Below are 21,801 nucleotides of genomic sequence, written 5' to 3'. Positions count from 1 at the left end.
AACAAAAAATCGATGTCTATGAAGTTGCGTTGATAGTTCGTGTGATGAAGTTACCATCAGCCGAAGCTGACAAAGGGACGGATTGTGGTTTGCTTTTCGATTTTTGCAAGAACCAATTCCGGGTAGCGATCGTGCGAGGATGAATCAAGCAATAACTTTCAATTAAGAATTTTAAAGAATAATCGCTAGTTTTCCAAACAGCCCTGTCTATATTTTCTCGGCTAATAACTCGTAAATTTTCTAATTCTGGGGTATCGCCGCGTCCTGGTTCCAGAGTGTCTGCTAAAAACACGATACAACTTAGCAGACTCATACCCGGTCTACCTAAAGTGTGATTGGCGATCGCTTGTAATACTTCTTCATCTTCTACGCCAAATGTATCTCTAGCGATAATAGCACTTACGTCTGCATGTAACAGATGGGGTGCCGCTTCCATCACATAATCAACTTCCAACTTTTCTTTACGTGCCATCTCCAAGAGTTTTTGTGGCGGAAAATATTTTGCCAAATCGTGCATCAACCCTGATGTAGCAGCTTTTGTTACATCTTGTTGATAATGAACAGCTAGCTCCGTTGCCATCTGTTCAACTCTGAGAATATGGTTGACTCTAGAAGGAGGCACATTTTCTGCTAACCAGGCGAGGACTTGTTCGCGCATAATAGCTACTACCACAAATTGAGGCTTTTGGCAAAAAGAAGCTACTGATGAATGAGAAATTTATACTTTTTATTTATTTTAACCGAGTTCTGACTTTGAATTGGTGAACTGAAAAAGGTCGCCTAAATTTTTGCCATATAGCGAGCGATCGCCTCTTCAACCCCTACAGTCGCAGTCCTAACAAACGGCAATCCCTCAGCCTGAGTTTGGGACTTTATATGTGTCGGCAACTTATCACCGCTCATGATGGTGAGAAAAGTACCTTCAGAGGTACTGCCAAAGCGCGATCGCATTGCCGACAATTTTATGACTTACGCACTTTACAAATCGATTATTGTGTGCCTAACAATACACTGCCAACTTATATGCGGTCAGATTGAGCAAAAACTTTCGATTTCTATCTCAGTCATTGCATAAGTTAATTTTGCTTGCATTTAATTAAAAAAAGGAAAGAAGGCAAATAAGTCTGATTCACATAATCAAGTTTTTGTCAATTCCTAAGTCCTGAATTTAATTAACAAGCTAACAACTCACCATCAAGGATGTCATACCATGTCTAATCTTTTCTCTCGCAATCAAATTATCAAAGCAGTTGGAACATTCATTGCTGGAGCCGCAGCCGCAAAGAGCCTTCCCCTTGTAATTGGTAATGAGCCAGCACAAGCGCAGTCAAGCATCGGCACATTTAGTCAGGTTATTGGAGCTTCGACTAATGGTTCCGATAAACCTCAGATTATATCCATACAGAATAATAATCAAGATTTCGCCCGGTTGCGGTTCTTGGTCTTTGGTCGATCCCCTTGGGATATCGCCACTGGTAGTTCCAACAACGTGATGAATTTCTTCAACAATGTAGGTGGTAATGTGATGACCTTGAGTCCCACTGGCAACCTCTCAATTCAAGGTGCATTAACCCAGGGATCATCTAGAACCTTGAAAGAAAATATTACTGAGCTTTCCAGCAAAGAAGCACTAGAGACTCTAGCTGACTTAAGCCCTGTGAAGTTTAAATATAAAGCTGACACAGACAAGGTGATCCATATTGGATTCATTGCCGAAGATGTTCCAGAACTCGTCGCAACCCCCGATCGCAAAAGACTCAGTGCAATGGATATCGTTGGGGTGCTAACTAAAGCTGTCCAGGAACAGCAGCAGACGATTTTCGCATTAACGGAGAAAGTAACGGCTTTAGAGGCAGCAAATCGGGTGAGCTAATTGAAGTAAAAAGTGGCGATAAGCTGAAGGCATTGCTCTTCAATAGACATAGTACGTGAGAATGAACTATGCGTTGTCCACAACCCTTGATTAGACGTAGCAGTGCTACGTCTCTACATTCTTTTCCACTCCTATGTCTATTAGACTTCCTGTTTTGACACTACAGTAGAGTTAATGACTGGAGTCTGTGCCTTGACTGAGTAACACAACGATTCATAATTATTCAAGGCTTGGTCAAAGGAATATTGCTCAATCGCAAATTGGCGACTGTTATAACCAAGAGTTTTAACTTTTTCTGGATGTTGGTACAAATCTAAAACTGCCCCTGCTAAAGCTTGCGAGTCTTCTGGAGTGACGACAACACCCCCGCCACTTTGTTTAATCGCTCTTGCTGCTGTACCATTATCAGGTACAGATGCGACTAACGCCCGACCGCTGGCAAGTAGCACTTGAATTTTTGATGGCATATTGAAGGATATAACATTTTTCTTTTGTACCACCAAACCGACATCAGCAGCTGCTAACATTTCTGGCAGCTTTTCGCGGGGTTGAAAAGGTAGTAGCAAAACGTTATCTGCACCGATATCTTGACATTCTTTTTGCAATCGCTGCAAACCTTTTGCCTCACCCACAATTACAAAAGCAATATCTGGAACATCGCGCAAAATCGCAGCAGCTTTCACAACAGTTTCTAAGCCTTGGGTGAGGGCAATATTTCCAGAATACAGAACGACAAATTTGCCATCTAGGTTATGTGCGAGACGAAAAGGATTATTTTCTTTAGGCAAAGGGCGGATAAAATTAACATCAACCCAGTTAGGAATTTGCACAATTTTGTTAGCATCTACGCCTTTAGAACGCAAATTATCTACAAATCCATCGGCGATGACGCTAATTTTTGTTGCAGTGCGATAAGCAAATTTTTCTAAAGTGGCAAAAACCTGGATGAGAAATTTATTTTTGAGTAAACCGACGTGAACAGCGGCTTCTGGCAATATATCTTGAAGATTTAACACTACCGGACAATCATGCAGCCATCCTAAAAGGGCAGTTGGGATGCAAACCGGTAAAGATGGTGAGGTGGAGAGAATTACATCTGGACGCCAGCCAAACAGCGCGGGCAAAAAACTGGAGACAACGAAGCTAGCATCTAGCAACACTCGATCTAGTAAGTTGGGTTGGGGACGAATCCAAACATAACTGCGTTGGATTTGAACGCCATTTTTATATTCATTTGTATATAGCTTGCCCCGATAGCCTTCGTATATTTGACGTTCAGGGTAGTTAGGCATAGCAGTAACTACGCGTACTTCATGCCCGCGTTTGACTAGTCCCTCTGCTAATTCAGTCATTAGAGGGGCAATACCAATTGGTTCTGGATAGTAGTTGTAGGAGTAAATTAAAATTCGCATAAAAAGTTATTCAGAATGACCCTAGTTTTTTGTTTAATCAATGACAACACTTGCGAGCAAAGTCCTTCCACACAAGTGCAGCGCCTATGTTTTCATTTTGGCTTTAAAATCTCTTTATGTCAGTGATTATTCGTTGAAGATTGAGTAAAATTTGATATCATGTGCTGAGTTAGTAGATGATATTTTTTTTACTCTTTGTTTAATTTTGGTAGTATATATTATTATTCTCGACTACCGTAAAATACGTACAATTATTAGTTGATCCCATTTCTATATGAAGATGCGCCTAATTAGCCTACGTTCGCGATTAGGCAAACTCATAATTGAGACGCTTCATCCTTAATACTTCATCTTTCTCCCTTGGCGTTAGCCTCTCCCTTTGGGAGAAGGGGAGACGCTACGCGAACATACTTTAGTTGACCGCTCCTTTGTCTACGCACTCCTATAATTACAAAAATTTATGTAAATATTTAAAAAAGTTTTAAAATCTTTCTTTTGGCACATCTTTTGCGTTTATACCGTTAAAATCGAGAATCCCGGTTTCTCAAAGAAACCGGGATTCAGAATATACCCTGTTTTATATGCATTGAAGAACAACTCTGTTGTATCCAGTTTTTACCGAATTTAATCAAGCGATGATGTTCTTCTAATCAAAAGTCAAAAGTCATATTGCTCTAGGTTAAGGAGACAAAGATATGACACTGGCGTGCTTTAATTAAAACTCCCTTTGCCCCTTTTTTGATTTTAAGCAAGCTAAACAGCACCACTATTTCTATTAAATAGGATGGCTACCGTTTTGAAAATCAGTTTTAAATCGTACACTAAGCTCCAGTTTTTTTGATACTGCAAATCTAAGCGAATTACATCCTCAAAACTACGTACAGCAGAGCGCCCATTTACTTGCCATTCTCCTGTCATACCGGGTTTAACATCCAAACGTTGCCATTCCGGTACTTCATAGCGTTCGACCTCATCCGGTGTGGGTGGTCTGGTGCCAACTAAACTCATTTCTCCGATTAATACGTTCCAAAATTGGGGGAGTTCATCCAAACTGGTTCGCCGCAAAAAGCGCCCTACCGATGTAATTCTAGGGTCGTTGTCATTTTTAAAGAAAGCACCTTCAACTTGATTTTTGACAGATGCCTTCTTTGCTTCTGCATCGACACACATCGAGCGGAATTTCCAAATCTGAAAACGTTTACCCATCCAACCACAGCGGGTTTGCTTAAAGAAAATCGGACCGGGATCGTTGATTTGAATTGCGATCGCTATAGGAATAAATAAAACTCCCGTAATTACCAAACCTACCAATGACCCGATAACATCTATAACCCGTTTCATCCAAGAGCGCACGCTCAGATGAGTAGTAGGTAACTGCTCACCCAACTTTTGGGGTTCTCTTGGGGGTGTGTTTCCAAGAGATTCAATCGAAAAAACCTGATCCAGTCCTGTGAGGTTAAGCACTGCCATTACCTGAGGGGTAACATTTTGCAGTGTAAAAGTGATTCCTTTTTCCTGAGCAGTTTTCAAATTACTGACGAGGGCACCTAAACCACTACTGTCCATAAAAGTAGTTTGGTGGAAGTCAATAATTATTTGCTTGGGATGGGAATTTACCTTGATTAACTCTTGACAGGTTTGCTTAAAGGTTACAGCCTCAAGCACGCTCAACCGTGCGGGTATCTGCACTATAGCCGTGTCGTTTAGGGAAGTAACCGGAAAATCCACCTCTTTGGGTTGGCTAGTCATGAAGCTCTGCACTTTCGTTGCCTTATAAATGTAATCTGCCAAACACTGTTTTTTCAAGAGCAAATAACTTAACTATTGTGTTTAAGCAATAGGAATTAAAGTTAATTGCTAGTAGCAGGAGTGTGAAATTGAATATCGTCTACGAGGATTCACAATATAACAAGAAGCTAAAAAACATCCTTGTTGTTGTGTCGGCGCGACAAGTACGCATTGCTATCATCGAATGACTATTAATACTGTTACACCAACCGCACGCCTGGTCGAGGTCATTTGGTGCCATTCAAAGAGAAGGACTGAATGTGGGAATACCTCAAATTTTTATTTGAATAAAGTTTTTGTGACTTGCGCTGTCACTTGACATGCACCCGACCGTTGTAGGATAGAGCGATCGCCTGGATTAAGTGATGAGTGAATTCACTCAAATCGTGTCTCACTAACCATTTTAATAGAATGGCTTGAATAGAAACGATATTAGTTGTCAAAAATTACTCCTAACCCTTGGAGTTCGACAGTCGCTCAAGTTGCACTGCCGCGTGGAAACCCCCTGTTCTGCGCGCTGCCTCACTCCTATCCACTATCCACTAACTTCAAAGAATTTTATAAAGTTATCATCAAGCAAAAAAATAATTTTGATGAATTTATTGCGTAAAAATCAGTACGTAGTTTTACGGTTAACCTATACTTAATACCAAAATCAGATGCTGAGAAAGGTGATTATAGCGGTTCTCGCTTGGGTGCAGTACAGTTTTGACCTCTGGAGGTAAACCAATAATATTGAGTCAAAAGTCACGCATTCACCCATTCGGTGATTTATTGGATTGTTGAATGCGTGAAGATCGACAACCTCTAACTGTCTCCCCTACATTCCCCCATCATCAATAGTCTTAGATTTAGTTTTTGCCTTATTAGCGCTGCGTTTGAGTGCAGAGAGGCGTCCTTCGTATTTAGAGCGATCGCGCTTGTTGGGAGTGCTGTCAATCAAGGTTTTTAAAGCGCTACCGAGACTTTTGTAAGCGTTGGGGAGACTATAACCAAAGCGAGTTGCGAGTGCGATCGCTTTTTCATCGGCGTCAATCAGTTGTCTTATTTGCTTTTCGCCATTATTCTTTTGATATAATCGCCAGCCAGAAACGCCACACAAAGCCATAGCTAACACCAGCAGCAATCCATCCTGCACCCACAATTCACCGACAGCACCTCCTAAACCAATCGCTAGAGCCGCCATTTCCCATCCATCTTTGGGAATCGTGTCATTCTGCACGCGGGCGACTTCGTGCCAAAAAAGTAGGTTACGCTGATCCATTGCGAGCGCATCCCATTTCACCAGGTCAATTTGGATTTCTACCTGGTCTTTGCCAATTTCTTCGCAGCGGACCAGCGGTGGATTAACCTCAGTTGTGCCTTCAACCGTTACCCAGCTCTGCAATTCTGGCGGTAGTAAGTTTTTCAACCGCCGAAGTTCACTCATTTCCGCTTTGGCAGAGGAGGTTGCATAGGATGTCATAAAATCCAGCCCTAGAAAAATTCAGTATATAGTGAGGGTATCATTTTGGAGTATAGCTATAAAGAGTGATAATTCGCCTCACTCGTTAGGAAAACTTCCGCGTTTTTTCCGTGCTTCCATTGCTTTCTCCAGAAGCTCTAGTAATCCTGGAGCTTCTTCTTGAATACTCAGCAATAGTCTTTCCCCAAGTTCCACATTTCCAGGGTCTTCCCCTGTTACCATCACCTCTTGCAAACGCGGGATGGCAACGCTATCGACAATTTGAATTAAACCTGAAAGACAACGGTTAAATTGTTTTTCGGTAAGAATCGAGTCTTCTAGGGGAAACTCAATAATCGCCCTGATTTCGCCATCAGATGGATCATACTCCCATTGAAGCATTTTTGTTTCCCAAGAAATGGCAAGCATCGTTTGGAGGATAGCTCCTTTATAAGGATGGTCTTTCACTCCCTGAAGAACTTGAGGGGCAAATACCCGGAAAAATTTTCCCTCTTCATCCAACTGGACAACAATCAGAAAATCCTCTAAATTTTCAGCTTCCACACCTGTGATAATACGGTCTTCTTCGCCATCAAAACGGTAATCCCAACCAAGTTTGTCTAGGTATTTGGCAATCTGTTGCAGATTAGCTCCCATAAAAGCCTCACAACGAACGGTGGAGCGGCTGTCACCAGACCTAGTTTAACTTGGCTTTGGTAACGCTATAACATCATAGGGGGAAGGCGGAAGGGGAAAACGCTGTTTTTTACTCTTTGCTAGGAATATTTGAGATAATCTGATTACAATTATCCGTCTAACAACAGATTTAAGTAAGTTGTGGTTGTTACTTAAAATAGAACGACTTCTGTATAAATAAATATGTCTAACTATTCGACCATAATAGCAGCCATCATCCAGCAAGCTAAAAAGCTTGAGAATACTTTACCAATAAAAAACGAAGCTTGCCGCCCAAAATTCTTTTTTCACCCCGAACCTACTTCAAAAGTTTGCCTTTTCTTCCACGGATTTACTGCGGGACCTTATCAGTTTGAACCGCTAGGAAAAGCGTTATTTGAAGCCGGTTATAATGTTTTAGTTCCATTGCAGCCCGGTCATGGAGTCGCGGGAAAATGGGACAAGGATAATCCACCTCCTCTGCCAAGTGAAATTGAAATTTATCAACAATTTGCTTTATCTTGGTTGGAAGTTGCCCAAAAGTTAGGAGATAAAGTAATAGTTGGCGGATTATCTAGTGGAGGAAATTTAGCAGCTTGGTTAGCATTAGAACGTCCTCAAAAAATTGAACGAAGTTTATTATTTGCGCCATCTCTTAGAAGTAATAATGCGATAGTAGATTTTTTAGTAGAAGTATTGCCTATTTATTACGAATGGCTAAATAAAGATAATTCCGGTAACTTTGGTTATGATGGCTTTTTGATTCCATCATTTAGAATATTTTTAGAAATGGGGAAAGAGATTCTTGAGCGCGTGGAAAAAGAGCCAACAGTGCCGATGTTTGTGACTTATAGTGAAAGCGATCGCGCTATCAATCACCATGAAATAGAGATTTTATTTGAAGCTGTATTAAAACAGCAACCAAAGTCATGGTATCACCGCTTTGATAAAAGTCTAGAAATTCCCCATACGATGATGACTAAAGATGAGGGAAATAAATATCAAGACTTGCTGATTACTTTGGCTAAAGCTTATGTGGAAAGCGATATAACTTGGGATGAGGTGATAAAAGTGGGATATCAGATACTTCAAGGAAAAACTTTTGAAGCTGCTGTCAATGAATTATATTTAGTTGATAGAGTTACTCCCGATTTGTCAGTTTTGCTGGCAGTAATGGATGATAAAATGATTATTGATAGTTATAAGTGAAGTTAAGATATAAGTTTTTCAACGCAGAGGAGCGCAGAGTTATAGCCTATTCTCTTATTCTGTTCGTACTCTAAGGTAGTAAGTTGTGATACAAACAGATTTACTGTGATAAAAGGAACATAACCGAGACAAGCGAAGTAATTAAGAAATAAAAATAAACAGTAGTTTTACTGAAAAATCTTAGTAAATGCTTGATAATACTTCCATCTGCTAGTAAATATACAGTCATGCTCTGTTGCTTCAACCTTAATTTAAGAAAAATATTTCTGCTGGGTGCTGCTATTACAGTAGTTGGAACTCAAATATATGGCTATGTTCGTTATAGCTTTTTTCCAACTAATCCAATATCTATGATTGCCAGCATACCAAGCGGAGTTTTATTACAAAGAACCCTCACAGGGCATTCTAGCGGGGTTTATTCCATTGCCATAAGCCCAGATGGCACAACCCTTGCCAGTGGTAGTAATGACAACACTATCAAACTGTGGAATCTGGCAACAGGAGAGCAAATCCGCACCCTTACCGGGCATTCTAGCGGGGTTTATTCGATTGCCATAAGCCCAGATGGCACAACCCTTGCCAGTGGTAGTGATGACGGCACCATCAAACTGTGGGATATCGCAACAGGAGAGCAAATTTCCACCCTCACAGGGTTTTCTTTCGCGGTTATTTCTGTTGCCTTCAGCCTAGATGGCAAAACCCTTGCTAGTGCTAATTCTGACCACACTATCCTACTGTGGAATCTGGCAACAGGAGAGCAAATCCGCACCTTCACTGGGCATTCTAACGCGGTTACTTCCGTCGCCATCAGTCCAAATGGCACAACCCTTGCAAGTGGTAGTGCTGATAACACGCTCAAACTGTGGAATCCGACAACCGGAGAGCAAATCCGCACCCTCACTGGGCATTCTGGCTGGGTTCATTCCGTCGCCATCAGTCCAAATAGCACAACCCTTGCAAGTGGTAGTGTTGATAACACGATCAAACTATGGAATCCGACAACCGGAGAGGAAATCCGCACCCTTGCAGGGCATTCCGGCAGAGTTATTTCCGTCAGTTTTAGCCCAGATGGCAAAACCCTTGTTAGTGCTAGTACTGATAAGACAATCAAACTATGGAATGTAGCAACGGGAGAAGAAATAGGCACTCTTAGAGGTCATTCCCTTCCAGTTATTTCCGTCAATTTTAGCCCAGATGGTAAAACTCTTGTTAGTGCTAGCGATGACAAGACTATCAAAATTTGGCGATTGAAATAAGAATTACACTTTTAAATATTAATAATCGTAGGTTGGGTGAAGCGAAACGGAACCCAACATTTATACTTTGAAATCACCCGAAATATCTAAACGTTGGGTGGAGACGCAAAACATATTATTCGTTAAACTTCGATACATTTTGTGCCCCTCCACCCAACCTACATTAAATTTTGCTTTTTATCACAGCGAAATTATAGTTTCATTAACGCGATCGCAATCCAACACCCACCATCAAGGCTGCGATCGCCATAAAACACGATAAAATTAAGTAAAGTCTATTTTAGATAGACTAATTGCCAAAGCTGAAGCCGATATTGCAACTCATGATGAGTATGACGCATTATTGAATTAATTTTGATTTATTTACGTTTGGTAACACGAACGCACCAATTTTAAAGGAGGATAAAATACTTGAGTAACCTAGATAAAGTTTTAGATGCTGCTATGAGTCTTCCTGTAGAACAGCAAGAAATGTTGATACAAATCTTAAAAAATAGACTTTCTGAAGCTCATCGCAATGAAATAGCAAAAGACGCAAAAGACTCGATTGCTGAATTTAAATCGGGAGAATATAAAACACAAACCGCAGAGGAAGCAATTCAAGAACTGCGGGAATATCTAAATAGTTAAAGTTGTTTCCATGCACAAAATTGTCCTGAGTAAAAAGTTTAAAAAATCTTTCCGAAAATTTGCTCGTCGAAATGCAGATTTGCAAGCCAGGATTGAAGAAACAATTGTTGCGATGGAAAATGATGTCTTTAGCGCTGGCTTAGGTACACATAAGCTAGAGGGTAAATTATCGGGACTATTATCATGTTCTTGTGGATATGATTGTCGGATTGTTTTTTGTTTGGAAACAGATGAAGAAACAGGGGAAGAGATTATTCTACTGTTGGATGTTGGTACTCATGACGATGTTTATTAGTCGTCAATGCAAATTATTACAATGCTTCGTTTGAACCGCAAGTAAGATATTCATCCAATGACCATTCAGGGTTAACTTTAACTCTTATAAAATAGTCTAAATCTTTTAAAGGTTCAAAAACTCCCGTAAACTCGATGAATTGGTTAACATTAACAATACCTTTTTGTCCATCTTCAAACTTTAGATAGAGTTGATAGTTATCTTGGGGGATAACTTCTATAATGTCTTTTAATATAATTTACTCTAATGGTTCAAATTTTTATAAGGGATTATTTTTTATTGCCACTTGCGATTTTTGTAGAAGTATAGAGCGCTCTTTTCTCTCTGAGTCCTCTGCGGTTCGTACAAAAAAGGCGAACCCAAAGTTCGCCTAACTTAACATAATCTCGCTCAATAAAAACCCTAAACCTTAGCGTCTTCTCTCACCAACTTATCCCAACCCAAATCTTTCAAATTGTTATTTCGACGCAACGGACGAGTCACCAACTCCAAAATATCCCGCGCATTCGTAAAGCCGTGAATTTGAGCAAAAGTGAATTCCACAGACCACTTAGTATTAATCCCGCGTGCTTCCAACGGATTAGCATGAGCCATCCCAGTAATCACCAAATCAGGCTTCAACTCATAAATCCGCTGAAGTTGATTGTAATTATCCGGCTTCTCGACAATAGAAGGCAGGGGTGAACCCATTTCTTGACAAGTTTTCTCCAACAAAATCAACTCAGCAGCTTGATAGCGCTTATCCATGTAGGGGATACCAATTTCCTGAACAGTCATCCCACAGCGCACCAGGAACCGCGCTAAAGAGACTTCCAGCAAGTTATCACCCATGAAGAATACAGACTTGCCGCGAATCAATTTTACATAATCTTCTAAACCTTCCCAGATTTGCGCTTCCCGCTCATCCAAACCTTTCGGAGTAATACCAAACACCGAGCAGATTTTCTCAATCCAAGCGCGGGTGCCATCGGGTCCAATGGGGAAAGGTGAGCCAATTAGCTTACATTTGCGGCGACGCATTAAAGTGGTAGCTGTACGGCTGAGAAAAGGGTTGACACCAGAGACATAATACCCTTCTTCGAGTACAGGCAATTCAGTAAAGCGCTTGGCGGGCAACCAACCAGAAACTTTTATACCTTGTCTCTTCAGTTCTAAAGTTAACTGAGTGACAACCGGATCGGGGAGAGAACCAAATAAAACCAAAGGCGGATGATCTACGTACTCAGATTCATCTTGGGCTACTTCTTCTTTCTTTTTACCAAAGTTGAGTAATTTAGCGATCGCATTCCGCTCGTTTTTCTCTGTTTCCGCTACCGGAGACTTATCAGGACAGCGATTAGCCATCGCAGCTAATACGGTGTCTTCTCCTTGAGTAAAGGCGTAATCTAGACCGTTAGCACGCGCTACTACTATAGGGATACCAATTTCCGATTCTAGCTTGGGTGCCAAACCTTCCAAGTCAGTTTTGATGATTTCCGTGGTGCAAGTGCCAATCCAGACAATTACACTGGGGTTGCGATCGCGTTTAATTTGCAAGCACAACCGCTTTAACTCTTCATAATCATTCAACTGTGCGGAAATATCTCCTTCTTCCAACTCAGCCATTGCATAGCGGGGTTCAGCAAAAATCATCACCCCCATCGCGTTTTGTAAGAAGTAGCCACAAGTCTTTGTCCCAATCACCAAAAAGAAACTATCTTCAATTTTTTGGTATAGCCACGCTACGCAGCTAATCGGGCAGAACGTATGATAATTACCAGTTTCACACTCAAAATTTAAAGCTGATGGTTCTTGAGTAGCAGTCATTTTATTATTTTCTCCCCGTGGTATTTAAAGTTGTAGAGACGCGACATATCGCGTCTTTACAACTTTGTAATTACGTGTTGGGGAAAAGGCGGGCAATTTCCGAGTCGTCAAAAATGCCAGATGGCAAATCTTCTCCTGAAGCTGATTTTTCTTCACTCCAGACATCAGACAACACGTCGCCAAAAGCATTTTCGTCTGGTGTATCCAAATCATCCAGCATGTTTTGCTCCAAGTTAGGTTCTGGTGCAGTTCCTGCGGAGATTTTGCTGTCGCTATCCTTCAAGTCATCAAAGGAAATATCGCCAAAATCATCAACAGATTCGATGCTGGGTGTTTGGTTTGAGTTCTGCCCGTTACTGAAGGAAATATCGCCAAATCCAGTTTCAGTTACATTATGCACTGGTACTTCAGCGATTTTACCTATGGACATTTGGCTAAACTCATCTGGGATCAGCATTTCTTGATGAGAATCTACCATCACGAACTCGTGAATTATCGCCTCTTCCCCAAAGCCATTTTCATTGGGAATCGTGAAGGTTTCATCATGGGACTTTCCCTGCGTGACTCCTTCTGATTCCATATATTCTTCTACTTTGGGCATCCCGCTGTTGCCCAAAGCCATATCAGGATCGAAATGTAAATCCAGCACTTCGACCAAAGTATCTGCGTCTGGATTCAATTTCGCAAACGGCAGCATTAATTGGGCTAGCTTCGGTTCTAGTGCGTTAACGACTCCCAGGATGAGGTAAGACGAGGGTCGCTTTCCACCATCGGGGGTGTAAACCGACTCCACCTGCATGTGGAGAGTAATCCAGTCACGATTCACCTGGAAAAATTGCAACCACTTTTGTTTTAAAGAATCTGTAAAGCTGTAAAAGAAAGCCATGTTGTCCCTCATCCTGAGAAAATAGATGATTTATACAATCATCAAGTCTAATTGCTCTTCCGGATTAGTAACCTGGGGTTTACTCGGATTTAAGTAAAAATCAGACAACAAAGAGAACAATTCTCGGTCTGGGGTGTCGTTAGGTACAACACCTTCTGGACGCGCTAAAATTTGGTCGGCGATGCTGAGGTAGTAATCGCAAACGTAGTTCAGAGAAGGATCGTTCTCTGCCATTTCAAATAAAGTCTTGCCTTTAACGCGAGAAACACGGATGTCTTCTATCAAAGGTAATACTTCCAGTACTGGCATAGGTACTGCTTCTATGTATTTCTCGATCAAGTCGCGTTTGGAAGTGCGATTACCGATTAAACCAGCTAAACGCAATGGGTGAGTACGTGCTTTTTCGCGTACTGAAGCGGCAATCCGATTTGCAGCAAATAAAGCATCAAAGCCGTTGTCGGTAACAATCAAGCAGTAATCAGCATAGTTGAGAGGTGCTGCAAAACCACCACATACAACGTCACCGAGAACGTCAAATAAAATCACATCGTACTCATCAAAAGCGTTGAGTTCTTTGAGTAATTTTACGGTTTCGCCAACGACGTAACCGCCACATCCAGCACCAGCAGGCGGACCACCGGCTTCAACACAATCGACACCGCCGTAGCCTTTATAGATTACATCTTCGGGCCAGACATCTTCGTAGTGATAGTCTTTTTCTTGCAGGGTGTCGATAATTGTCGGAATCAAAAACCCGGTCAAGGTAAAAGTACTATCGTGTTTTGGGTCACACCCTATTTGGAGAACTTTCTTTCCGCGTCTGGCTAGGGCTACGGAGATGTTACAGCTGGTTGTGGATTTACCGATACCACCTTTTCCGTAAACTGCTAATTTCACTTTTGTTTGCCTCTTTTATAGTTTCTTTTCAAACTCTTGGCTGAAACATTTGCCTTCACCTAGCCGCACAAGGCGCGATGTGTGAGGTCTTCGTCATTATTGTCTAAATCGAATGTAAAAGAAAGTGGCGGTTAATCTGTCATAGGGTTATATTATGCATATTTTGTCTTAAGTAATCATATTTTTGGTTTAAATCCGCTATGAAACTATATAAAGGTTTAAAAAAGTCAAAATTCAGATTTTTTCTATTTAATTAATTAAAATTAGTTACAAAAGACAAAAAGCTGAATTGCCTATTTCAATGATTTTCATAGAAGTAACTGATTGTTCATGGCAATTTCAGCTAGGAGTGGTTTATCAGATAGGCTGGAGTACTGACAGTAAAGGCTGTGTAAGTTAGATTGGTTAGGATAAGCTCAGTTTTCAGCCTTGGAAATCCAGGTTTTGATGGCGAAAATGCAAATAAAGTTGCTTTTGTCAATGATAATAATTGGGTAATTGGGTAGTAAAGCGAGATTAGGCGATCGCTATTTTTGACTGATTTCTAGTTATTTGTAAAAAATTATTAATTTCCGGAATATTGGTTAAATTTTATTAAATACCTTGGAACAACCGCCCACAGGCTATAAGCCTGGGGCTAAATTTACAAAGTCCACCTACGTGGACTAACACAAAATCAAAGATTTTTAAGGCTTAAGATACATCGTCTTCTACTGCCCTGATTTCTTGTAATGTTTGCCAGCCGGCTTGCCATTGAGAATTATCTTGTAGTAATTTGGCATTGAGCCAGAAACGAACGTTAGGGTCACAAGCAGCAACCATCTCAGCATAAACCCACTTAGCTTGATTTTTGCGGTTGACGACTTGGAAGTGTCGCCAACCATCTACTTTTTGCTGCGCTGTCCATTTGGAACCGACTAAGTAAGGAAATTTTGGTTTTTTAGGCATTTTTTAAGGGTCAATGGTAGAGACGTTCCGTCGGAACGTCTGTACAAGGGTCAATATAAATTCCGGAATTGTGTGATAAAACGGTGAAGGTGATTGTGGAATGTACTGATTCAAGTTATGGCTGTAACCTTCACTTTTGCCCTTAGTCAACAGCAAACTTTTGAATTGCGCTGTGATTATGGGTCACGTCGCTTAGATAAAGTAGAGTTATTAGCACTAATTGAGCAGTGCGAGGAAAATTACTACTCTAAGGAAAGCGATCGCCTATCCTATCTTACCGAAATTGGACGCCAGCTTTATTCTTGGTTGGATGGCAAGGAAGGATGGCTGAGAAAGTCGCTGGATGAGACGGATGAACAAACGATTTATCTAGATTTAATCCAAACTAGTGAAGCGCACGGATTGAACCGAGAAACGGAACGTGTCGCTTTGGGATTGGCACATTTGCCTTGGGAATTGCTACGCGTGTCTAATACCTGACGTGCTTCGATTTCCCCTGGTGTAGTGAATATGTATGGTAAAGAGCAGAAAGACTGTCTGGCACTTTCACTAAATTGATAATATATACATTTCCCAAAAATATTCTTCTTCTAAAAGACAAATGGCTTTATTCTTTTGATCGTTTAAAACAATGATTTCGTGATTTCCGTGTTCCCAAATCTGCAATAGCCAATTTTCTTCAGATAATATCTTTATCTTAGCCCAAGACAAGCCACTTAATCCTCCAATTGATATATAAATTTCTTTACTAAGATTCAGATCCCAGAGTGTTTCTTGAAACCACGCATTTACCTCCCTTAAAGGTACAGTTTCAGATATTTTTTTGTTAGGATAAATATCAAAACCTACAATCATTTTCCAGAGAGCCGTAGGGGATGGAGATTCAGAATCTGCTTGATGCTCGATAAACATTATGGAACTAGAACTAGTACAGCGCGGCGGAAATTGGGTACCTATTAAACAGCTAAAACCTTACCCTTATAAGTCCACTTAAATGGTTTTGCCATAGTGCGATTAAAATAGTCGATAAAGTCGAGGATACGAGTTTTAAGGTTATCTTTACTGGAAAAGCTTGCACGCTTGAGTAACTTACGCATTAGGATACTAAACCAAATCTCAATTTGATTCAGCCAAGAAGAATGTTTGGGGGTGTAATTGAAAACAATCTTATGTGTTGGGTCGCTTAAAAATGCTGCACGCGATCGCATTGATTTGAGAATACCACTTTCGCCTTTGACGCCGAGGTCGATATTTAACCCTTCTTTTTCTGCAACTAGACGAACTAAGGATTCAGATTGATGGGTGTTGAGACAATCCATAATTAAATGCCATTTTTTGGCATCAGGGTCGCTCTCAACTATTTTACGGATGTTTTGGGCAAAGTCTTCTTCAGTTCTGGTATCTCCGCAAGTTGGATTGATGATTTGACCAGTGACGACATTGAAATTGGCAATTAATGCTTGTGTTCCATGACGGATATACTCAAATTCTTGTCGTTTAACTTTTCCCGGTCGTAATGGTAAGTCTTTATATAAACGCTCAATTGCTTGAATACCAGTCATTTCATCAGTACACACTGTCCTTTCTCCAACAACGTCACGTTCCATAGCAGTTAGATATAGATTAGTAATGTTGTGGACTTTGGCATCAAATTCTTCATCAAGGGGGGGGTGTCAACCAGTACCGATTCTGGTGTGGTTTGATTTGAGCTTCTTCTAATAGTCGTCCGACGTGACGTGGAGATATTCTTTCGACGATGCCCTGTTTTACCATTTCGTCCGCAAGTTCTCCTCCAGTCCAATGGCTGATAGGTCGTCCATAATCCTCTGGTTGTGAACACGCCAAGGCGAATAAATCGACTACTTGCTCCATACTAAATTTCGTAGGCGCACCAGTACGTTCTGAGTCTTGTAATCTCTCAATTACCGGTAAGGAGCGCTCGCTTAACTCTAACCATCGATCTCGCCATCTACGAGCCATGACTCGGTTGATGTTTAATTGTCGTGCAATTTCTCGGTTATTTTTTCCTTCATCTGCCAGCAAGATAATTTTGGCTCTCAGTACGATTTGTTGTTGTGCGCTATGACGATTTATGAATTTTTCTAGTTCTAAGCGATCGCACTCACTTAGGGTTAAGGATTTTGGAGCTAATTGTGCCACCTCTTCGTTCCTTGCATTCTGCTCTTATTACTATTTTAGGACTTACGCAAAATCATCGAAAAACGAAGCACGTTCGCGCAGCCTCTCCGACAGGAGAAGGTATAAGAGGAGCGAGAGAGTTTTTGCGTAAGTCCTGTATTTATCTTTCTTGCTTAGTATCTCATACTATGGGTCTGTTACTTACGCCGTGCTGTACTAGATAAAAGATTGTTTAGAGTTTTTAAATTGTGGTGTTGATTGAGAATATTTCTTAATTTTTCAGACATAAATTATCTCCGAAGCAAATCACGATAAAATTCTAGCTGAAGAAGCATCGAATAAATTACCGCCAAATATACGTTGAGAGCCATAATTGCCGACACTGAACCTTTATAGACTAACGCACGACATTAACCATAACGTGCCTAATTATAATGGTGTGTTAACGGAGTAACATGCCCTACGTAAAGCTTTTTACTCTTCACCTTCAATTTGGTGCCGGAATACTTCTTCCATTTGTTGCCAACCTTCTTCAGTATCGGGAAACTTATACTGTTTAGCGTTGGGATTGCGACGACTCATTAAAATACGCAATGCTTCAATATCTTCTCGATGTGCCAGTACATAAGCTCTCAGTTCGGCTCTAGGCATTTTCTCAAAATCCGGCTTCATTTACAAACTCCCAGATTCCCTCACGGTTGATAATAATTTCGATAGTTTCTCCAGCCAGAATATATATCTCTCCTGTTTTTTCATCAAATCGAAATAAATGAATATCCTGATACAGATTGGATAACATCTGACACACCTTGATGCATTCGATTCCTTGCTTTGCCGTGGGTAGAATAGTCTTTCCTCAATTGTGACATAGCAATTACAACGAAGCGTTACTTTTAAATTAGTTATTGACAATGCCACAAGCTTATAAATTCATTTTTTATAGGACTTACGCACTCGTTACGAGAAAACAAGACTTTGAGATTGCTTCCTTGCGTCGCAATGACGGAAATACGTAGTCCATGCGTAAGTCCTGTTTTAAATAAAGTGAATTACGCAGGTGTCGGGCAAGTGCGATCGCATCACCTTGCGTTACCCTACAATTAGTTGTTGATGGTGTCAGTAGCTTATGCAATCTATAAACATTACACTACCAGATGAGCTAGATGATGCTCTCAATTCTTATATCCGCGATCGCGAAGTTTCCTTACCAGCTAATGCGATTGTAGAAACTGCGCTCAAAGAATTTTTAACCCAACGTGGCTATTTACCCCCGCAACGACAAAGTTTACACCTGACTCCTGCACCAAAGGGAAGTGGTTTTCAAGATACCTCAGTCAATCACGATAAAATTCTCGCTGAACAAGCATCGCAGAAATTACCACCAAATATACATTGAGAGCCATAATCGCTGACACTGGACCTTTATATGCTGCTGTAGATGTAGATGACCAATATCATGAGCGATCGCAAGCTGAACTACAGCGTATAGAGCTAAAAAATTTAACAGTTGTAGTTCCATTTCCTGTATATTTGGAGACTTATAATTTGTTGCTATATCGTCTTGGAACTGCCACAGAACCTCACCCCGTCCGTTCCGGACACCCCTCTCCTTAGCAAGGAGAGGGGAAGGGGGTGAGGTTTTTTGCCGGACGGTAATCCTACTTGAGAATGACGTAAAGACCGATCTTCGTAGTTGTGCGGGTCTTTTTACAATCAGTTTATCAGAAGAAATTTTATTGTTTTTCACAGAAGCGCTGTTTAAACGGCTTCATTCGTTAGTTGAGTCAAAAGCCTATGCAACCCACTAACCCGAACCAATTTACCGAAAAAGCCTGGGAAGCGATCGCGCACACTCCAGATATTGCTAAACAATATCAACTCCAGCAGATCGAAAGCGAACATTTAATGAAAGCGCTGCTAGAACAAGAAGGACTCGCTAGCGCTGTTTTTACCAAAACGGGTGTAAATCTCCAAAAATTACGCGATCGCACTGAAGAATTTATTCAACGTCAGCCGAAAGTATCCGGTAGCAGTAGTTCCGTCTACTTAGGACGTAGCTTGGATACTCTGCTAGATCGCGCTGATGGCTATCGCAAAGAATTTCAAGACGAATACATCTCTATTGAACACTTATTACTGTCCTACGCCAAAGATGACCGTTTTGGCAAAAGTTTATTCCAAGAATTTGGATTAGACGAAGGCAAATTAAAGAATATCATTAAACAAATTCGTGGGAACCAGAAAGTGACCGACCAAAATCCAGAAGGCAAATATGAAGCACTGGAAAAATATGGGCGTGACCTCACAGAAGCTGCCCGTCAAGGTAAACTTGATCCAGTGATTGGACGAGATGATGAAATTCGCCGCACTGTGCAAATTCTCTCCCGTCGTACTAAAAATAACCCCGTACTTATTGGGGAACCTGGTGTTGGCAAAACTGCGATCGCTGAAGGATTAGCACAGCGGATTATCGCCGGTGATGTCCCTCAGTCCCTCAAAGACCGCAAGCTGATAGCTTTAGATATGGGTGCTTTGATTGCGGGGGCAAAATTCCGGGGTGAATTTGAAGAACGTCTCAAAGCAGTATTAAAAGAAGTTACTGAATCTGGCGGCAATATTGTATTATTTATCGATGAAATTCATACCGTAGTGGGCGCGGGTGCAACTCAAGGCGCGATGGACGCAGGTAACTTGTTAAAACCGATGTTAGCGCGGGGTGAATTGCGCTGTATCGGGGCGACAACTCTTGATGAATATCGGAAGTATATCGAAAAAGATGCCGCTTTGGAAAGACGTTTCCAGCAGGTTTATGTCGATCAACCGACTGTAGAAGATGCTATTTCGATTTTGCGGGGGTTGAGAGAACGTTATGAAAACCACCACGGGGTAAAGATTTCTGATAGTGCTTTAGTTGCCGCTGCTATCTTGTCGAGTCGATATATTAGCGATCGCTTTCTTCCCGATAAAGCGATCGACTTGGTAGATGAAGCCGCAGCGAGACTGAAAATGGAGATTACCTCCAAACCTGAAGAACTCGACGAAATTGACCGCAAAATTCTTCAATTAGAAATGGAAAGGCTTTCTCTCCAAAAAGAAAGCGATGCAGGTTCTCGCGAACGTTTAGAAAGACTAGAAAAAGAACTTGCGGATTTTAAAGAAGAACAAAGAACGCTCAGTACTCAATGGCAGTCTGAAAAAGATATTATCACCAAAATTCAGTCTGTTAAACAAGATATTGAACGGGTAAATCTGGAAATTCAACAAGCAGAACGCGACTACGATCTGAACCGCGCTGCTGAGTTGAAATATGGCAAATTAACAGATTTACATCGTCGATTAGAAGCGGCAGAAAGTGAACTTGCCCAAACTCAAAAAAGTGGAAAATCACTGTTGCGGGAAGAAGTAACCGAAGTTGATATTGCGGAAGTTATTTCTAAGTGGACGGGGATTCCTATCAGCAAGTTGGTGGAATCTGAGAAGGAGAAACTGTTGCAATTAGAAGACGAACTGCATCACCGGGTTGTCGGACAAAATGAAGCGGTAACAGCTGTCGCAGATGCAATTCAGCGATCGCGTGCTGGACTTGCAGATCCCAATCGTCCCATTGCTAGCTTTATTTTCCTCGGTCCTACCGGTGTGGGTAAAACTGAATTAGCGAAAGCGCTAGCAGCATATCTCTTCGACACTGAAGAAGCTTTAGTGCGAATTGATATGTCTGAATATATGGAGAAACACGCAGTTTCTCGCCTCATCGGTGCGCCTCCCGGATACGTGGGATATGATGAGGGTGGACAACTCACCGAAACTATTCGCCGTCGTCCTTATGCAGTGTTGCTATTCGACGAAATCGAAAAAGCACACCCCGATGTATTTAATATCTTCCTGCAAATTCTTGATGATGGACGTGTAACTGATGCCCAAGGTCATAAAGTTGACTTTAAAAATACGATCATCATTATGACCAGCAACATCGGTTCGCAGTATATTTTAGATGTGGCGGGGGATGATTCACGTTATGATGAAATGCAACATCGCGTGATGGAGGCGATGCGAAATAGCTTCCGTCCGGAGTTTCTCAACCGCATTGATGAAACAATTATCTTCCATGCATTGCGGAAACAAGAATTGCGGCATATTGTGCTGTTGCAAGTAGAAAGACTGCGGAAAAGATTGAGCGATCGCAAGATTTCTCTGAAACTTTCCGATTCTGCTCTTGACTTTTTGGCAGAAGTAGGATATGACCCTGTATTTGGCGCACGTCCTTTAAAGAGAGCGATTCAGCGGGAGTTAGAAACTCAAATTGCCAAAGCTATCTTGCGTGGTGAATTCAACGATGGAGACACGATTTTTGTGGATGTGCAGAATGAGCGCTTGTCTTTCAATCGCTTGCCGGCTGAGGTATTTACCGGCTAATTAGATGCAAGATTAAGACCCCTGACCTATTGTAGAGACGTTCCACCGGAACGTCTCTACGATGGTATGGTGTTTTTATTTATTCATATATCTCACTAAGTAAGTGGGCGTAATTAAAGATAAAATATAC

The 21,801-nt window shown here is 41.3% G+C and carries 25 protein-coding genes and 1 pseudogene; 9 read left to right on the top strand and 17 right to left on the bottom strand.

The features are described 5' to 3' along the window. Positions 1–16: 16 nt before the first annotated feature. Both yqeK and TOL9009_RS47715 read right to left on the bottom strand, forming a co-directional pair. Positions 17–658, bottom strand: a complete 642-nt coding sequence (gene yqeK, locus TOL9009_RS40350; RefSeq protein ID WP_038296567.1) for a bis(5'-nucleosyl)-tetraphosphatase (symmetrical) YqeK — start codon at positions 656–658, stop codon at positions 17–19. Between the two features lie 122 nt (positions 659–780). Next, positions 781–951, bottom strand: a complete 171-nt coding sequence (locus TOL9009_RS47715) for a hypothetical protein (protein ID WP_186227642.1) — start codon at positions 949–951, stop codon at positions 781–783. Between the two features lie 259 nt (positions 952–1,210). On the opposite strand from TOL9009_RS47715, the gene TOL9009_RS0124510 reads away from it, so the two are divergent. Continuing rightward, the gene (locus TOL9009_RS0124510; RefSeq protein ID WP_029635429.1) at positions 1,211–1,873 is read left to right on the top strand and encodes a tail fiber domain-containing protein; all 663 of its coding nucleotides are present in this window, start codon (positions 1,211–1,213) and stop codon (positions 1,871–1,873) included. Positions 1,874–2,013: 140 nt separating this feature from the next. On the opposite strand, the gene TOL9009_RS0124505 is transcribed toward TOL9009_RS0124510, so the two are convergent. The 5 genes from TOL9009_RS0124505 to TOL9009_RS0124490 all read right to left on the bottom strand — a co-directional run bounded on the left by TOL9009_RS0124505 (position 2,014) and on the right by TOL9009_RS0124490 (position 7,174). Next, on the bottom strand, positions 2,014–3,285 hold the full coding sequence (locus tag TOL9009_RS0124505; protein WP_029635427.1) for a glycosyltransferase family 4 protein: 1,272 nt from the start codon (positions 3,283–3,285) through the stop codon (positions 2,014–2,016). A 753-nt stretch (positions 3,286–4,038) separates the two neighbouring features. Beyond that, the gene (locus TOL9009_RS0124500; protein WP_029635425.1) at positions 4,039–5,034 is read right to left on the bottom strand and encodes an anti-sigma factor antagonist; all 996 of its coding nucleotides are present in this window, start codon (positions 5,032–5,034) and stop codon (positions 4,039–4,041) included. Positions 5,035–5,384: 350 nt separating this feature from the next. After that, entirely contained in the window at positions 5,385–5,516 is a 132-nt protein-coding gene (locus TOL9009_RS49625; protein ID WP_260675936.1) for a hypothetical protein, read from the bottom strand. Positions 5,517–5,893: 377 nt separating this feature from the next. Then, positions 5,894–6,538 (bottom strand): DUF3318 domain-containing protein, encoded by a 645-nt coding sequence (locus tag TOL9009_RS0124495; protein WP_029635423.1) that lies wholly within the window; start codon positions 6,536–6,538, stop codon positions 5,894–5,896. A gap of 78 nt (positions 6,539–6,616) precedes the next feature. Next, positions 6,617–7,174, bottom strand: a complete 558-nt coding sequence (locus TOL9009_RS0124490) for a type III secretion system chaperone family protein (RefSeq protein ID WP_029635421.1) — start codon at positions 7,172–7,174, stop codon at positions 6,617–6,619. 222 nt (positions 7,175–7,396) lie between these two features. Here TOL9009_RS0124490 and TOL9009_RS0124485 point away from each other — a divergent pair, with 222 nt between their 5' ends. The 4 genes and pseudogenes from TOL9009_RS0124485 to TOL9009_RS0124470 all read left to right on the top strand — a co-directional run bounded on the left by TOL9009_RS0124485 (position 7,397) and on the right by TOL9009_RS0124470 (position 10,582). Further along, positions 7,397–8,401, top strand: a complete 1,005-nt coding sequence (locus TOL9009_RS0124485; protein WP_029635419.1) for an alpha/beta hydrolase — start codon at positions 7,397–7,399, stop codon at positions 8,399–8,401. A 389-nt stretch (positions 8,402–8,790) separates the two neighbouring features. Continuing rightward, positions 8,791–9,657, top strand: a pseudogene (locus TOL9009_RS0124480) (WD40 repeat domain-containing protein); the annotation flags it as partial. A gap of 411 nt (positions 9,658–10,068) precedes the next feature. Further along, complete coding sequence (locus tag TOL9009_RS0124475; RefSeq protein WP_029635415.1) at positions 10,069–10,287, top strand: hypothetical protein; 219 nt, start codon at positions 10,069–10,071, stop codon at positions 10,285–10,287. Between the two features lie 10 nt (positions 10,288–10,297). Then, complete coding sequence (locus tag TOL9009_RS0124470) at positions 10,298–10,582, top strand: type II toxin-antitoxin system RelE/ParE family toxin (protein WP_029635413.1); 285 nt, start codon at positions 10,298–10,300, stop codon at positions 10,580–10,582. Between the two features lie 16 nt (positions 10,583–10,598). On the opposite strand, the gene TOL9009_RS43820 is transcribed toward TOL9009_RS0124470, so the two are convergent. The 5 genes from TOL9009_RS43820 to TOL9009_RS0124450 all read right to left on the bottom strand — a co-directional run bounded on the left by TOL9009_RS43820 (position 10,599) and on the right by TOL9009_RS0124450 (position 15,119). Continuing rightward, positions 10,599–10,793 carry a DUF2442 domain-containing protein gene (locus TOL9009_RS43820; protein ID WP_260675985.1) on the bottom strand — a complete coding sequence of 65 codons (195 nt, stop codon included), beginning with the start codon at positions 10,791–10,793 and terminating at the stop codon, positions 10,599–10,601. A 191-nt stretch (positions 10,794–10,984) separates the two neighbouring features. After that, the gene (locus TOL9009_RS0124465; RefSeq protein WP_029635411.1) at positions 10,985–12,388 is read right to left on the bottom strand and encodes a ferredoxin:protochlorophyllide reductase (ATP-dependent) subunit N; all 1,404 of its coding nucleotides are present in this window, start codon (positions 12,386–12,388) and stop codon (positions 10,985–10,987) included. A gap of 70 nt (positions 12,389–12,458) precedes the next feature. Continuing rightward, a complete protein-coding gene (locus TOL9009_RS0124460) occupies positions 12,459–13,274 on the bottom strand; it encodes a DUF5331 domain-containing protein (RefSeq protein ID WP_029635409.1) in 816 nt (271 codons plus the stop codon). A 30-nt stretch (positions 13,275–13,304) separates the two neighbouring features. Continuing rightward, on the bottom strand, positions 13,305–14,171 hold the full coding sequence (gene bchL / locus TOL9009_RS0124455) for a ferredoxin:protochlorophyllide reductase (ATP-dependent) iron-sulfur ATP-binding protein (RefSeq protein ID WP_029635407.1): 867 nt from the start codon (positions 14,169–14,171) through the stop codon (positions 13,305–13,307). 693 nt (positions 14,172–14,864) lie between these two features. Further along, a complete protein-coding gene (locus TOL9009_RS0124450) occupies positions 14,865–15,119 on the bottom strand; it encodes a TIGR02450 family Trp-rich protein (RefSeq protein ID WP_029635405.1) in 255 nt (84 codons plus the stop codon). A 117-nt stretch (positions 15,120–15,236) separates the two neighbouring features. Here TOL9009_RS0124450 and TOL9009_RS0124445 point away from each other — a divergent pair, with 117 nt between their 5' ends. Next, a complete protein-coding gene (locus TOL9009_RS0124445; protein WP_029635403.1) occupies positions 15,237–15,599 on the top strand; it encodes a hypothetical protein in 363 nt (120 codons plus the stop codon). 69 nt (positions 15,600–15,668) lie between these two features. Here TOL9009_RS0124445 and TOL9009_RS0124440 read toward each other — a convergent pair whose 3' ends face one another. The 5 genes from TOL9009_RS0124440 to TOL9009_RS0124420 form a co-directional block, all read right to left on the bottom strand. After that, the gene (locus TOL9009_RS0124440) at positions 15,669–16,031 is read right to left on the bottom strand and encodes a hypothetical protein (RefSeq protein ID WP_029635401.1); all 363 of its coding nucleotides are present in this window, start codon (positions 16,029–16,031) and stop codon (positions 15,669–15,671) included. 44 nt (positions 16,032–16,075) lie between these two features. After that, positions 16,076–16,726 carry an IS630 family transposase gene (locus TOL9009_RS0124435; protein ID WP_029635399.1) on the bottom strand — a complete coding sequence of 217 codons (651 nt, stop codon included), beginning with the start codon at positions 16,724–16,726 and terminating at the stop codon, positions 16,076–16,078. Positions 16,727–16,778: 52 nt separating this feature from the next. Continuing rightward, entirely contained in the window at positions 16,779–17,279 is a 501-nt protein-coding gene (locus TOL9009_RS40345) for a helix-turn-helix domain-containing protein (RefSeq protein ID WP_038296566.1), read from the bottom strand. A gap of 453 nt (positions 17,280–17,732) precedes the next feature. Beyond that, positions 17,733–17,930: a DUF6887 family protein gene (locus tag TOL9009_RS0124425; RefSeq protein ID WP_029635397.1), complete on the bottom strand. Its 198-nt coding sequence runs from the start codon at positions 17,928–17,930 to the stop codon at positions 17,733–17,735. Further along, positions 17,914–18,105, bottom strand: a complete 192-nt coding sequence (locus tag TOL9009_RS0124420) for a DUF6888 family protein (RefSeq protein WP_029635395.1) — start codon at positions 18,103–18,105, stop codon at positions 17,914–17,916. Before TOL9009_RS0124420 ends, TOL9009_RS0124425 begins: the two co-directional genes overlap by 17 nt. Positions 18,106–18,384: 279 nt before the next feature. Here TOL9009_RS0124420 and TOL9009_RS0124415 point away from each other — a divergent pair, with 279 nt between their 5' ends. The 3 genes from TOL9009_RS0124415 to clpB all read left to right on the top strand — a co-directional run bounded on the left by TOL9009_RS0124415 (position 18,385) and on the right by clpB (position 21,671). After that, on the top strand, positions 18,385–18,654 hold the full coding sequence (locus TOL9009_RS0124415) for a ribbon-helix-helix domain-containing protein (protein ID WP_029635393.1): 270 nt from the start codon (positions 18,385–18,387) through the stop codon (positions 18,652–18,654). Further along, positions 18,651–18,872, top strand: a complete 222-nt coding sequence (locus tag TOL9009_RS43815) for a hypothetical protein (protein ID WP_072022164.1) — start codon at positions 18,651–18,653, stop codon at positions 18,870–18,872. The genes TOL9009_RS0124415 and TOL9009_RS43815 overlap by 4 nt, the downstream gene beginning before the upstream one ends. Positions 18,873–19,052: 180 nt before the next feature. After that, on the top strand, positions 19,053–21,671 hold the full coding sequence (gene clpB, locus TOL9009_RS0124405) for an ATP-dependent chaperone ClpB (RefSeq protein ID WP_029635389.1): 2,619 nt from the start codon (positions 19,053–19,055) through the stop codon (positions 21,669–21,671). The last annotated feature ends 130 nt before the right edge of the window (positions 21,672–21,801 follow it).

The sequence above is a fragment of the [Scytonema hofmanni] UTEX 2349 genome (assembly GCF_000582685.1).
Lineage (GTDB): Bacteria > Cyanobacteriota > Cyanobacteriia > Cyanobacteriales > Nostocaceae > Hassallia > Hassallia hofmanni.
The sequence above is the reverse complement of the archived record's forward strand: the minus strand, read 5'-3'. Positions and strand labels throughout refer to the sequence as shown.

Excerpts from the sequence above, each read along its gene's own strand:
- yqeK (WP_038296567.1), bottom strand. The coding sequence starts at position 658 with ATGCGCGAACAAGTCCTCGCCTGGTTAGCAGAAAATGTGCCTCCTTCT.
- TOL9009_RS47715 (WP_186227642.1), bottom strand. The coding sequence starts at position 951 with ATGCGATCGCGCTTTGGCAGTACCTCTGAAGGTACTTTTCTCACCATC.
- TOL9009_RS0124510 (WP_029635429.1), top strand. The coding sequence starts at position 1,211 with ATGTCTAATCTTTTCTCTCGCAATCAAATTATCAAAGCAGTTGGAACA.
- TOL9009_RS0124505 (WP_029635427.1), bottom strand. The coding sequence starts at position 3,285 with ATGCGAATTTTAATTTACTCCTACAACTACTATCCAGAACCAATTGGT.
- TOL9009_RS0124500 (WP_029635425.1), bottom strand. The coding sequence starts at position 5,034 with ATGACTAGCCAACCCAAAGAGGTGGATTTTCCGGTTACTTCCCTAAAC.
- TOL9009_RS0124495 (WP_029635423.1), bottom strand. The coding sequence starts at position 6,538 with ATGACATCCTATGCAACCTCCTCTGCCAAAGCGGAAATGAGTGAACTT.
- TOL9009_RS0124490 (WP_029635421.1), bottom strand. The coding sequence starts at position 7,174 with ATGGGAGCTAATCTGCAACAGATTGCCAAATACCTAGACAAACTTGGT.
- TOL9009_RS0124485 (WP_029635419.1), top strand. The coding sequence starts at position 7,397 with ATGTCTAACTATTCGACCATAATAGCAGCCATCATCCAGCAAGCTAAA.
- TOL9009_RS0124470 (WP_029635413.1), top strand. The coding sequence starts at position 10,298 with ATGCACAAAATTGTCCTGAGTAAAAAGTTTAAAAAATCTTTCCGAAAA.
- TOL9009_RS0124465 (WP_029635411.1), bottom strand. The coding sequence starts at position 12,388 with ATGACTGCTACTCAAGAACCATCAGCTTTAAATTTTGAGTGTGAAACT.
- TOL9009_RS0124460 (WP_029635409.1), bottom strand. The coding sequence starts at position 13,274 with ATGGCTTTCTTTTACAGCTTTACAGATTCTTTAAAACAAAAGTGGTTG.
- TOL9009_RS0124450 (WP_029635405.1), bottom strand. The coding sequence starts at position 15,119 with ATGCCTAAAAAACCAAAATTTCCTTACTTAGTCGGTTCCAAATGGACA.
- TOL9009_RS0124445 (WP_029635403.1), top strand. The coding sequence starts at position 15,237 with ATGGCTGTAACCTTCACTTTTGCCCTTAGTCAACAGCAAACTTTTGAA.
- TOL9009_RS0124440 (WP_029635401.1), bottom strand. The coding sequence starts at position 16,031 with ATGTTTATCGAGCATCAAGCAGATTCTGAATCTCCATCCCCTACGGCT.
- TOL9009_RS0124435 (WP_029635399.1), bottom strand. The coding sequence starts at position 16,726 with ATGGAACGTGACGTTGTTGGAGAAAGGACAGTGTGTACTGATGAAATG.
- TOL9009_RS0124425 (WP_029635397.1), bottom strand. The coding sequence starts at position 17,930 with ATGAAGCCGGATTTTGAGAAAATGCCTAGAGCCGAACTGAGAGCTTAT.
- TOL9009_RS0124415 (WP_029635393.1), top strand. The coding sequence starts at position 18,385 with ATGCAATCTATAAACATTACACTACCAGATGAGCTAGATGATGCTCTC.
- clpB (WP_029635389.1), top strand. The coding sequence starts at position 19,053 with ATGCAACCCACTAACCCGAACCAATTTACCGAAAAAGCCTGGGAAGCG.